General features: G+C 65.6%; 9 protein-coding genes and 6 tRNA genes. 9 read left to right on the forward strand and 6 right to left on the reverse strand.

The window, feature by feature from the left end; genetic code table 11:
* Positions 1 to 61 precede the first annotated feature (61 nt).
* The 5 genes from ppx to AC06E9_RS10875 form a co-directional block, all read right to left on the reverse strand.
* Complete coding sequence (ppx, locus tag AC06E9_RS10855; RefSeq protein WP_121042961.1) at positions 62 to 1588, reverse strand: exopolyphosphatase; 1527 nt, start codon at positions 1586 to 1588, stop codon at positions 62 to 64.
* Between the two features lie 76 nt (positions 1589 to 1664).
* The gene (gene ppk1 / locus AC06E9_RS10860; protein WP_121042963.1) at positions 1665 to 3746 is read right to left on the reverse strand and encodes a polyphosphate kinase 1; all 2082 of its coding nucleotides are present in this window, start codon (positions 3744 to 3746) and stop codon (positions 1665 to 1667) included.
* Positions 3743 to 5083, reverse strand: coding sequence for a phosphate regulon sensor histidine kinase PhoR (gene phoR / locus AC06E9_RS10865; RefSeq protein WP_282260377.1), 1341 nt, complete (start codon positions 5081 to 5083; stop codon positions 3743 to 3745). Before phoR ends, ppk1 begins: the two co-directional genes overlap by 4 nt.
* A 98-nt stretch (positions 5084 to 5181) precedes the next feature.
* Positions 5182 to 5871 (reverse strand): phosphate regulon transcriptional regulator PhoB, encoded by a 690-nt coding sequence (phoB, locus tag AC06E9_RS10870; protein ID WP_121042967.1) that lies wholly within the window; start codon positions 5869 to 5871, stop codon positions 5182 to 5184.
* Positions 5872 to 5993: 122 nt separating this feature from the next.
* Positions 5994 to 7634, reverse strand: coding sequence for a M48 family metalloprotease (locus AC06E9_RS10875; protein ID WP_121042969.1), 1641 nt, complete (start codon positions 7632 to 7634; stop codon positions 5994 to 5996).
* Between the two features lie 142 nt (positions 7635 to 7776).
* Here AC06E9_RS10875 and grxC point away from each other — a divergent pair, with 142 nt between their 5' ends.
* The 3 genes from grxC (at position 7777) to AC06E9_RS10890 (ending at position 9883) form a co-directional block, all read left to right on the forward strand.
* Complete coding sequence (grxC, locus tag AC06E9_RS10880; protein ID WP_121042971.1) at positions 7777 to 8076, forward strand: glutaredoxin 3; 300 nt, start codon at positions 7777 to 7779, stop codon at positions 8074 to 8076.
* A complete protein-coding gene (locus tag AC06E9_RS10885; protein WP_256776270.1) occupies positions 8073 to 8465 on the forward strand; it encodes a carboxymuconolactone decarboxylase family protein in 393 nt (130 codons plus the stop codon). The genes grxC and AC06E9_RS10885 overlap by 4 nt, the downstream gene beginning before the upstream one ends.
* A 410-nt stretch (positions 8466 to 8875) precedes the next feature.
* Positions 8876 to 9883: an isocitrate dehydrogenase gene (locus AC06E9_RS10890; RefSeq protein ID WP_121042973.1), complete on the forward strand. Its 1008-nt coding sequence runs from the start codon at positions 8876 to 8878 to the stop codon at positions 9881 to 9883.
* Positions 9884 to 10021: 138 nt separating this feature from the next.
* On the opposite strand, the gene AC06E9_RS10895 is transcribed toward AC06E9_RS10890, so the two are convergent.
* The gene (locus AC06E9_RS10895; RefSeq protein WP_121042975.1) at positions 10022 to 10780 is read right to left on the reverse strand and encodes a Bax inhibitor-1/YccA family protein; all 759 of its coding nucleotides are present in this window, start codon (positions 10778 to 10780) and stop codon (positions 10022 to 10024) included.
* A 178-nt stretch (positions 10781 to 10958) separates the two neighbouring features.
* Here AC06E9_RS10895 and AC06E9_RS10900 point away from each other — a divergent pair.
* The 6 genes from AC06E9_RS10900 to AC06E9_RS10925 all read left to right on the forward strand — a co-directional run bounded on the left by AC06E9_RS10900 (position 10959) and on the right by AC06E9_RS10925 (position 11846).
* Positions 10959 to 11035, forward strand: a tRNA-Pro gene (locus tag AC06E9_RS10900).
* 45 nt (positions 11036 to 11080) lie between these two features.
* Positions 11081 to 11157, forward strand: a tRNA-Arg gene (locus AC06E9_RS10905).
* A gap of 34 nt (positions 11158 to 11191) precedes the next feature.
* Positions 11192 to 11268, forward strand: a tRNA-His gene (locus tag AC06E9_RS10910).
* Between the two features lie 80 nt (positions 11269 to 11348).
* Positions 11349 to 11424, forward strand: a tRNA-Lys gene (locus AC06E9_RS10915).
* 161 nt (positions 11425 to 11585) lie between these two features.
* Positions 11586 to 11661 (forward strand) — tRNA-Lys (locus AC06E9_RS10920).
* A gap of 100 nt (positions 11662 to 11761) precedes the next feature.
* Positions 11762 to 11846: transfer RNA gene (locus AC06E9_RS10925), tRNA-Leu, on the forward strand.
* Positions 11847 to 11954 lie beyond the last annotated feature (108 nt).

Consider the following 11954-nt stretch of genomic DNA (forward strand, 5'->3'; position numbering starts at 1 on the left):
CGATCTGCGAATTCAGCCCATGAATTGCTGCAGATGCACGTTTAGAAACGGTTGAAAAGCGTCATGCAACGAAGGGTCGGAACTGCACACCCAGCCCGGCCATACCCTCGGTTTCCCCGATCAGATCCGCGCGCAGCAGCGGACGCGCATCGATGTACGCCTGTGGCAGGATCAGTGACAGTCGCGCGTCATCGGCGGTCAGTTCCAGCGCCGGCATCGGGGTGTCTTCGTGCGCGCGGTTGAGCAGGACCGCCAGGCGCAGCAGCGCGGTCATGCGCCGTGCCGGCTGCAGCAGACGTTCGGGCAGCGCCTCGAAGGCGGACTTGGAAATGTTGCGGCGATGGCTGCGCACCAGCGCGGCCAGCAGCTGCTGTTCCTGCCGCGAGAAACCGGCGATGTCCGAGTTCTCCAGCACGTAGCTGCCATGCACGTGGTAGCCGCTGTGCGCGATCATCAGGCCGAGCTCGTGCAGGCGCGCGGACCAGCCGAGCATGCGCGCATCGTCCGGATCCAGCTGCCAGCTTTCTTCGACCTGGGCCAGCAGGTTCATGGCCGTGCGTTCCACACGATCGGCCTGCACGGTATCGATGCCGTAACGCTGGGTCAGTGCCGCGACCGATTCGTCGCGCAGGTCGTTCTCGCTGGCGCGGCCGAGGATGTCGTAGAGAATGCCCTCGCGCATCGCGGCCTTGCTGACCAGCAGCTTCTGCAGCCCGAGCGCCTGGAAGGCGGCTTCGAGCACCAGGATGCCACCGGCGATGATCGGGCGACGATCCGCGGACAGGCCCGGCAGATCGATGTCCTCGATGCGCTTGGCCTTGAGCAGTTCATCGCGCAGCTGCGGCAATGCCTCAGCGGTGATCGCGCCCTTGCTCAGTTTCATGGTGGCGCAGATTTCGCTGATCGCCTTGTGCGTGCCAGAGGACCCCAGTGCTTCGTGCCAGCCCAGTGCGCGGTACTTGTTGGCGAACTGCTGGAACTCCGCGCCGATTTCGGTCAGTGCGTCCTTCCAGCGCTTCTTGCTCAGCTTGCCGCCGGGGAAGAAGCGGCGCGTGCTGGCGATGCAGCCGGCCTGCAGGCTTTCGCGCTCCAGGGTCTGCATGCCCTGGCCGATGATGAATTCCGTGGAGCCACCGCCGATGTCGATCACCAGCCGGCGCTGGTCCGCCTTGGGGGGCTGCGCATGGGCCACGCCGAGGTAGATCAGGCGCGCTTCTTCGCGGCCGCTGACCACTTCGATCGCATGCCCGAGCGCGGTTTCGGCCGGCATCAGGAAGGCCTGCGGCGAGCGCAGCTGGCGCACCGTGTTGGTGGCCAGCGCGCGGACGCGCACCGAGGGGATCGCACGGATGCGCTGGCCGAACCGGGCCAGGCACTCCAGCGCGCGCTGGCGGGCCTCGGCGGACAGGCCGCCCTTGCCATCCAGGCCATCGGCCATGCGCACGGTCTCGCGCAGGCGGTCGACCACCCGCAACTGCCCGAGGGTGTATCGCGCGATGACCATATGGAAACTGTTGGATCCCAGGTCGATGGCGGCGAGCAGGTCGCCATCCTGCAAAGCGGGCGGAGTCGTGGAGGTATGCGGCATGGGCGAATGTTAGCCGAAGGCAGGGGCCCCGCGTCACCGCACCGCCTTCACAGGGGATGCGACGCGGGGTCGCAGGCTACAGACCCTGCAGCAGGGCCATCTGCGCCGCGTGCGGCGGCTCGTCGTGGCCGGGCGTGCACTTGATGTAGCTGCCGTCGGCCTGCAGTTCCCAGGCGTTGAGGTTGTCGTCCAGGTAGTTCTGCAGCACGTCGCGGTAGACCTTGCGCGCCAGTTCCGGGTCCAGGATCGGGAAACAGGTCTCGACCCGGCGCAGCAGGTTGCGCTCCAGCCAGTCCGCGCTGGCGCAGAATAGCTCCGAGGCCCCGTCATTGCCGAACCAGTAGACCCGGCTGTGTTCCAGGAAGCGGCCCACGATCGAGCGCACCCGGATGGTGTCCGACACGCCGGGCACGCCGGGTCGCAGCGTGCAGGCGCCGCGTACGATCAGGTCGATCTGTACGCCCGCCTGTGAGGCCGCGTACAGGGCCCGGATCATCTGGGGTTCGTTGAGGGCGTTCATCTTGGCGATGATCCGCCCGGGGCGGCCACTGGCGGCCAGGCGCGTTTCGCGCTCGATCCGTTGCAGCAGCCCCGGGTGCAGGGTGAAGGGCGACTGCAGCAGGCGCTTGAGCTTCATCCGCGGGGCCAGCCCGGACAGCTGCTGGAACAGCAGGTGCACATCGTTGCCGATGTCCGCATCGGCGGTGATCAGGCTCAGGTCGGTGTAGGCCCGCGCGGTACCGCTGTGATAGTTGCCGGTGCCCAGGTGCACGTAGCGGCGCAGCTTGCGGCCCTCGCGGCGCACGATCAGCAGCATCTTGGCGTGGGTCTTGAAACCGACCACACCGTAGACGACCTGCACGCCGGCTTCCTGCAGGCGGTCGGCCAGGCCGAGGTTGGCTTCCTCATCGAAGCGCGCGCGCAGCTCGACCACGACGGTCACGTCCTTGCCGTTGCGTGCGGCCTGGATCAGCGCATCGACGATCAGCGAATCCTTGCCGGTGCGGTACAGGGTCTGTTTGATCGCCAGCACATTCGGGTCGACCGCCGCCTGCTTGATCACATCCAGCACGGCGGTGAACGCATCGAAGGGATGGTGCAGCAGCACGTCCCGGCGCGCGACGATCTCGAAGATGCCATCGCTGTCGCGCAGGACGCGCGGGCTCAGCGATGGGTACTTCAGGTCCGGCCGCTGGATCACGTCATACAGCTGGACCACGCGGTTGAGGTTGACCGGGCCGTCGATGCGGTAGACCGCGTTCTCGGTCAGCCCGAAGTTCTGCAGCAGGGTGCGGACGATGTCGCGCGGGCAATCCTGCGCGATCTCCAGCCGTACGGCTGGGCGGTAGCCACGGTCGACCAGCTCATCGCGCAGGGCAAGCGCAAGGTTCTCGACTTCTTCCTCGTCCACCACCAGCTCGGAATTGCGGGTCACGCGGAACTGATACGCGCCCTGGACTTCCATGCCCGGGAACATCTCATCGACGAAGGTGGACAGCACCGAGGACAGGAACACGAAGGTCTGCGGGCCGCCGAGTTTTTCCGGCAGCTGGATGATGCGCGGCAGTGAACGCGGTGCACGCACGATCGCCAGATGCCCCGCGCGACCGAACGCATCGGTGCCCTTGAGCACCACCACGATGTTCAGCGATTTGTTGAGGATCTTCGGGAACGGGTGCGACGGATCCAGGCCAAGCGGGGACAGCACCGGCATGATCTCGTTGCGGAAATACGCCCGCAGCCAGCGCTTCTGGCGATGGTTCCAGGAGTGCCGGCCGAGCACGTCGATGCCGGCGTCATGCAGTGCCGGGCGCAGGGTCTCGTTCCAGCAGCGGTACTGCTGGTCGACCAACTGCGCGGCACGGTCATGGATGGCATTGAGGATCGCCTGCGGGGTCATGCCGTCCGGCGCGGGCGGCAGGCCGAATTCCTGCGCATGGCGCACCGCAGCCGCGCGGATCTCGAAGAATTCATCCAGGTTGGTGCAGGAGATGCACATGAAGCGCAGGCGCTCCAGCAGCGGCACCTGCGGGTCCATGGCCTGGGCCAGTACGCGGAAGTTGAAATCCAGCTGCGACAGCTCGCGGTTGATGTACAGCGCCGGATCGCGCAGCGGATCGCCGTCCACAGGCACGGCGACGGGAACAGGAGTGCTCATGCGGAAAAGTCTTCAGAAGAAGGAAGGGAGACGACCTCGTTGCGCGCACGCACCTGGTCGGCATCGAAATGGCACGAGAACGTGCTGCCTTTACCGACCTCGCTCTGGATCTCCAGGCGGGCATGGTGCAGGCCGAGAATGTGTTTGACGATCGACAGCCCCAGCCCGGTGCCGCCGCTTTCGCGCGAGCGGCTGCTGGAGACGCGGTAGAACCGTTCGGTCAGGCGCGGCAGATGGTTGGCCGGAATGCCGTAACCGGTATCGCGTACCGACAGCACCACGCCATCGCCTTCGCGCGCGAACGCCACTTCCACGCGGCCACCGGCCGGGGTGTAGCGCACCGCGTTGGTGACCAGGTTGGAGAACGCACTGTGCAGTTCCTTGTTGGAGCCCTGCAGATCCACACCGGCGGTATCGATGATGCTGATCTGGTGACGGCCCTGGCTGTGCGCTTCGGCCTCGCGGCGCAGCGTGGCCAGCATCGGCGTCATCGCCACGGCTTCGGCTTCGGTGTGCTCCTGCGATTCCAGCCGCGACAGGGTGAGCAGGTCTTCGACCAGCTGCGCCATGCGCTGGGATTGCTTGCGCATCTCCTCCAGCATCGGGCCAGTGCCGGGGAAATCCTCCGGATCCATCATGTCCAGGTAGCCGTGCACCACGGTCAGCGGCGTGCGCAGTTCATGCGAGACGTTGGCGACGAAGTCGCGGCGCACCTGTTCCAGTCGCAGCAGCTTGCTGACGTCACGCGCGATCAGCAGCCAGTAGTCGGGCGAGTAGGGAATCAGGCGCAGGTTGAGGCGGATCGCCGGATCGACCGGGGAGGGTACATCCAGGATCGGTTCGGCATTGCGGCCCCCGGCCAGCCAGTGCGCCAGCGGCATCGGCTGCAGGCGTTCAACCAGCGCTTCGCCCAGGTCGCCCGGGTGGTGCAGCCCGAGCAGCGAGGTCGCCGCTTCGTTGAACCACTGCACGCGCTGGCTGTTGCGGTCGACCACGACCACGGCATCGGGCAGGGCGGCGGCCGCGGCGCGATAACTGCGCAGCATGTCCAGCAGGCGCCGCTTGCGCGTGCGCATTTCCCACTGGTTGCGGTAGAGCAGGCGGTCCAGCTCGTTCCATACACCGGTACCGTCACCCATGTCCCAGCGATGGCGTGCGGTGAGGCCACGCAGCACCCGGCGCAGCCGCCAGTAATGCCAGGCCAGTGCACCGATCGAGGCCAGTGCGATGCACATCCACACATGGCCGGCTGCCAGGCCCAGCAAGCCGGCCGCGAGCAGCAGGGCGGCGAGGGTGGCCAGCGTTTTCAACCAGGCAGAACGGATGTGGCGGGGCATTGCGGTCTCGCAGAAAGTGCGGTCCTCGGACTCGATCCAAGGTTATAGCAGGAGTGACCGGAACCGGGCATGCGCGCCCGGGACCGGCCCGACGAGACTCAGGTGGAGGTGGAGAACCGGTAACCGGCGCCGCGCACGGTCTGCACCATGTTCTCCGCGGCGAACGGCTCCAGCGTCTTGCGCAGGCGGCGGATGTGCACATCGATGGTGCGCTCCTCCACATACACGCTGCCGCCCCACACGTGATCCAGCAGCTGGGCACGGGTGTACACGCGCTCAGGGTGGGTCATGAAGAAATGCAGCAGGCGGTACTCGGTCGGGCCGATCGGCACCGGCTGGTCGCCGGCGAAGACGCGGTGTGCGGCGCCATCGATGCGGATCGTACCGACCGCGACGCTGCCATCTTCGTCATCGTCGCGGGCGCGGCGCATGACCGCACGGATGCGGGCCAACAGTTCGCGCGCCGAGAACGGCTTGACCACGTAGTCGTCGACACCGGCTTCCAGGCCACCGACACGGTCGTTCTCTTCCCCGCGTGCAGTCAGCATGATGATCGGCACCTCGCGGGTGAGGGCTTCTTTGCGCCAGCGCCGGGCCAGCTCCAGGCCGCTGGTGCCCGGGAGCATCCAGTCCAGCAGGATCAGGTCCGGGACGCGATCGGCGATGGCGGTCTGCGCCTCGCGCGCGTCGCCGGCATGGATCGGGTCGTAGTCGCCCTTGCGCAGGGCAAAGGCGACCATCTCGCGGATCGCGGGTTCGTCATCGACGATCAGGATGCGTTTCTGCACGTGCCCACCGTATTGCTCATCAGATCGGGATTGAGCTCAGTAGACTACGGTTTCATGACAGGTTTGTGACGAGGTGGCCGTTACCGTCGTGGGCCGCCATCCCACCGTCATCCGGTCGCCCCTCAGCGGCGGTCCAGCTCGGGGTCGTCGATTCCCTGCCGGCGCATTTCCAGCACCGTGGGGGTGATGCTCTCGATCCGGGCATCGACCCGGGCACGGCCGACATAATCCAGGTTCGGCTGCCGCTTCAAGGCCTGCAGCTGGATCAGCGCCTGCTCCGGGCGGCCACTGAGGTACGCGGCTTCGGCATAGGCCTCGCTGGCCCGGGTGGTGTCGCCAGCCAGTTCACTGGCGCGGGCGAAGCGCTGCTGGAAGACCGGATCATTGCCGCTTTGCGACAGCATCGGGCGCAGCATCGCCTGCGCGCGCTGGCCGGCCTCGCGCCCGCCCTGTTCATTGAGGATGGCCGCATAGGTCAACGCGACCGGGCGGCTGCCGGGGTGCTGGCGCATCAGGGTTTCGAACCGGGCGTTGGCCTGCACCGGCTGGCCGCTGCGCGACTCCGCCTCGCCCAAAGCCAGCGCCACCCAGACGTTGTCCGGGTGGTCGCGCAGCATCTCGGCGAGATCGCGGGTGGCCTGCGCGGCCGCACTGTTGCGCAGCCGGCCCAGGGCCAGCCCGTAGCGTTGCGGCTCGGTCAACCCGTTCTTCTGCGCGCGTTGCAGGCTTTCGTATTCCCGGATGACATCGCCAGGGGTATCGGCACTGAGCACGCGCAGGCGCTCACGCGCCCACTCGAACTGGCCGGTGCTGCCGCGGCTGAGCGCGTTGACCGAAATCTGCATCGAGGCCGGCAGCAAGGGGTTGCTCCGTCGCACCAGCGGATCGGACAACGCCGGGTCGGACGGGTTTACCCGCTCCTGGCGAACCCCGCCGGGCACCTCGGTGGTGAGCAGCACCGTGTCCTTCTTCATCTGCTCGGCGCGGGCCTTGGCCTCGCTGATGCGGGTGGTGGTGACCGGATGGGTCTGCAGGAAATCCGGGACGCTGTAACCGCCCTGGTTGCCCCGCATCGAGGCCGACATGCGCTCGAAGAAGCCGGCCATGGCATCCACGTCGTAGCCGCTGCGGGCCAGGGTGCGGATGCCCAGGCGGTCGGCCTCGGATTCGTTGGAGCGGGTGTAATTGATCTGGCGCTGCTGCATCAGGCCCATGCCCGAGGTGATCGCGGCCATGGTGGCATCACCGGAGGAATTGCCGCCGGCCTGCTGCGCGGCCACGATCGCGGCGAGCATGCCGAGCAGGATCGGGATCTGGTCGCGCTGGGCACGTTCGACACCGCGCAGCACGTGCTGCTGGGTGACGTGGGCGATTTCGTGGGACAGCACCGCGGCCACTTCGTCCTCGCGCTCGGCGGTCAGCACCAGGCCCGCGTTGACCCCGATATAGCCGCCGAGGGTGGCAAAGGCGTTGATCTGCCGGTCCTTGAGCATGAAGAACGTGTAGGACTGGCGCGGCTGGGCACTGTTGGAGCCCAGCCGGGCGCCCATGGTCTGCAGCCAGTCATCGACCAGCGGGTCATCGAGCAGATAGCCGTAATTGCGCAGTTCGCGCAGCATCATCCCGCCGTACTCGGCCTGCCGGGCCGGGGTCAGCAGCTCGCCGGCCGAGGAGCCGATGTCTGGCAGCTTGCTTTCCTGGGCCCCGGCCAGCGGCACGGCCAAGGCCAGGGTCAACGCGGCAGAGAGCAGCAAGGGGCGCAAACGGAGCTCCTGGGGGGAAGACGGACGACAGCGTGACAGGGCCAGTACAACCTGCAGTTAAACCACAGTGTTGCGGTGGTGACGTGGAAAATCCAGCGGACCGCTACCATATACAGACCAACGTTCCGCTGTGGAGTTTCCCGTGAGCCAAGATGCTGTTTCCACCCCCGGTGGCGCACCCGCCATCACCATCTACTCGACCGCGGTGTGCCCGTACTGCGTGGCCGCCAAGAACTTCCTGAAGAGCAAGGGCCGCGACTGGACCGAGGTCCGGATCGATCTGGACCCGGTCGAGCGCGATAAAATGATGGCCAAGACCCGCCGCACCAGCGTGCCGCAGATCTTCGTGGGCGAGGTCCATGTGGGTGGCTACGACGACATGATGGCGCTGCACCGTGCAGGCAAGCTGGAGCCGCTGCTGGCCGGGCAGGACCCGGCATGAGCGCGGCCGACGACGGCAGCAAGGACCGCATCGCCGAATTCACCGAGTTCCGCCAGCGCATGAACCAGCGCATCCTGGGTGAACCCAACCAGGTCGTGCGTCGCTTCTTCGCGCTGGACACCCAGACCTACCAGGCCGGTGCGCTGGATGTGAAGACCAAGGAACTGCTGGGCCTGGTCGCCTCGATGGTACTGCGCTGCGATGACTGCATCAGCTACCACGTGGCCCAGTGCAAGGACGCCGGCGTGACCCGCGAGGAGTTCTTCGAGACCTTCTCGGTCGGCCTGGTGGTCGGCGGCTCGATCGTGATCCCGCACCTGCGCCGCGCGGTGGACTTCCTGGACCAGCTCGAAGGCGGCGCCGATGCGCCGGCCGTTCACGAGCATTGAGACCGGGGCCGTGATGGCCCCGCCGCGGTAGAGCCGACCGTTGGTCGGCTGCTCCGGCACCCCGGCAATGGCGTCGCCCCCCGGTGGCGCACCGTTCAGGTGCGAGACCCCGTTCAGCAACCCGGATAGCAATGCCTCTGGAGGAAAGCCCCTTCTGTTGAAGGGGCGCGCCGACAGGCGCGGGGTAGAGGAGGAATGCGCGGGCAAACCGCTTCGCGGTTTGCAGGGGCGCGCCAACGGCGCGGGGTAGAGGAGGCATGCGCGGGCAATTCTGCCTTGCCCGCCTTGGACCAATGGCCTATTTGGGGTCCATTGGGCGGGTAAGGCATAATTGCCGATGAAACTTCCCTTGCGCCCGCGCTTTGCGCACCTCACGGATGGCGCTCCCCCTCGGTTCGGAATACACATCAATGACGCAGAAAATCACGGTCATCCGCGGTGACGGCATCGGCCCGGAGATCATGGACGCTACCCTGTTCGTGCTCGGCAAGCTGGACACCGGCTTTGAATACGAAGACGCCGACGCGGGCCTGGTCGCGCTGGAAAAGCACGGCGATCTGATGCCGGCCTCCACGCTGGAGTCGATCGCACGCAACAAGATCGCGCTGAAGAGCCCGCTGACCACGCCGGTCGGTGGTGGCTTCACCTCGATCAACGTCAGCCTGCGTCGCCACTTCGACCTGTACGCCAATGTGCGTCCGGCGGTGTCCTTCCCGAACACCAAGTCGCGTTTCGGCGACGGCGTGGACCTGATCACCGTCCGTGAGAACACCGAAGGCGCCTACCTGGCCGAAGGCCAGGAAGTGTCGGCCGATGGCGAGACCGCCTTCTCCGGCACCCGCATCACCCGCAAGGGTTCCGAGCGCATCGTGCGCTACGCCTTCGAGCTGGCCCGCAGCACCGGCCGCAAGAAGGTTACCGCCGTGCACAAGGCCAACATCATCAAATCGACCTCGGGCCTGTTCCTGGCCGTGGCGCGTGAAGTGGCGGCCAAGTACCCGGACATCGAGTTCCAGGAAATGATCGTCGACAACTGCTGCATGCAGCTGGTGATGCGTCCGGAACAGTTCGACGTGATCGTGACCACCAACCTGTTCGGCGACATCATCTCCGACCTGTGCGCCGGTCTGGTCGGCGGCCTGGGCCTGGCCCCGGGTGCCAACATCGGTGAGAACGCGGCGATCTTCGAAGCCGTGCACGGCACCGCGCCGGACATCGCCGGGCAGGGCAAGGCCAATCCGTGCGCGCTGCTGCTGGCCGCCGCACAGATGCTGGACCACGTCGGCCAGGTCGAGAACGCCGAGCGCCTGCGCAAGGCCATCGTGGCCACGCTGGAAGCCAAGGATTCGCTGACCGGCGATCTGGGCGGCACCGGCAACACCATGGGCTTCGCCCAGGCCATCGCCAGCCGCCTGTAAGCGCGCGGGTCGGTTGTCCAGAAAGCGGGGCGCTTCGGCGTCCCGCTTTTTTGTTGCCTGGCGCCTCATTCGGCAGGGGGTGGGGACATGAAAAAGGCGCCTTGCGGCGCCTTCGTCATCGTGCAGTGAGCGTGTGGCTCAGCGCTGCTGGATCTTGGACAGCAGGCGCAGGAATTCCACGTACAGCCACACCAGCGTGACCATCAAGCCGAACGCGCCGTACCACTCCATGAACTTCGGTGCGCGCGCCTCGGCACCGGTTTCGATGAAGTCGAAATCCAGCACCAGGTTCAATGCCGCCACCACGACCACGAACAGGCTGAAAGCGATCCCCATCCAGCCGCCCTCGTGGATCATCGGGATGTTGATGTTGAAGAAGCTCAGCACGAACGAGGCCAGGTACAGCAGCGCGATGCCGCCGGTTGCCGCCACCACACCCAGCTTGAAGTTCTCGGTGACCTTGATCAGGCCGCTGCGGTACACCGCCAGCATCACGAACATCGTGCCGAAGGTCAGCATCACGGCCTGCATCACGATGCCGGGGAACTTGGCGTTGAACATCGCCGATATCGCACCCAGGAACAGGCCTTCGACCAGCGCATACATCGGTGCGGTGACCGGTGACCATTCCTTCTTGAACACGGTCACCAGGGCCAGCACCAGGCCGCCGATCGCGCCAACGAGCGTGTAGAGCATTGCGCTGGAGGTGGGCAGGCCGTTCGCATCGATCGACTGGCTCCACGCGAACGCGGCCGTCAGCACAGTGAGCAGCAACAGGACGCCGGTCTTGTTGACGGTGCCGTTGATGGTCATCGCCTGGTCGGGGCGGGCCACGACCGAGCCGCTGGCCAGGTCGAGGAAGGTGGACTCGGAAAGTGCGGGATTGCCGCTGCGCATTGCCAATCTCCTTGATGGGGTAGGGGTTCGGCCCTCCGGCCGCTGCCCCGAGCATAGCCGAAGCCGCCATCGGCAATGACGACATGTGAATTGATGTGTGAAAACCGTTGACAGATGCCTTGTCGATTCCCACAATAGGCGGCTCTTTCGGGGGGAACCCCGGAGGGAAACAAACCGCCGGGGTATAGCGCAGTCTGGTAGCGCGCCTGCTTTGGGAGCAGGATGTCGGGGGTTCGAATCCCTCTACCCCGACCAAGCCCGCTGCTCAAATCGGGATTGGAATGCGACAATCCGGATCGAGCGCCCGTAGCTCAACTGGATAGAGCACCGGCCTTCTAAGCCGGCGGTTACAGGTTCGATTCCTGTCGGGCGCGCCATTCGGTGCAAGCGGTAGGAACAAGGTTTTCAGTGGTGGCTGTAGCTCAGTTGGTTAGAGTTCCGGATTGTGATTCCGGTGGTCGGGGGTTCGAGTCCCCTCAGCCACCCCACTGATTCAGACTGGTTCACCGAAAGTGAATCAGGGTTGCAAAAGGCAGCACACACGCTACAATGTGCGCCTGAGTTTTCAGGGCTGTTAGCTCAGTTGGTAGAGCAGTTGACTCTTAATCAATAGGTCCAAGGTTCGAATCCTTGACAGCCCACCAAGACAGAAGCCATCGGGTCCGCCCGGTGGCTTTTTTCTTGTTTGAGACATCGCGTTGAACGGTGTAGTAGTTGAGCGTCTACGGACGCCATTCGCCATCCATTTAAATAAAACGCTTGCGTCGCGCGCAGGAAACCCTGCATAATTCGCCTCCCGATTTTCGGGCTGTTAGCTCAGTTGGTAGAGCAGTTGACTCTTAATCAATAGGTCCAAGGTTCGAATCCTTGACAGCCCACCAAGACGAAAGCCGCCTGGTCCGCCAGGCGGCTTTTTTCTTGTCAAAGCGCTTCAGCTTTGGGCGCGGGCCTGCAACAATGCGCGCCTGAGTGTTCAGACTCGCGAAAGTGGCGGAATTGGTAGACGCCCTGGATTTAGGTTCCAGTGCCGCAAGGCGTGGGGGTTCGAGTCCCCCCTTTCGCACCAATGCAGGGCATTTTCGCCCGCACCATGACCATGGGCACGTCCCCGATCGGGGAGACGGCCACATGCTGGGCCCTGGCGGCCCCCGGGCGTTCTCGGCCCGCGCTGGCG

It is taken from the genome of Stenotrophomonas sp. Steno-Z10-BAI (assembly GCF_056393115.1).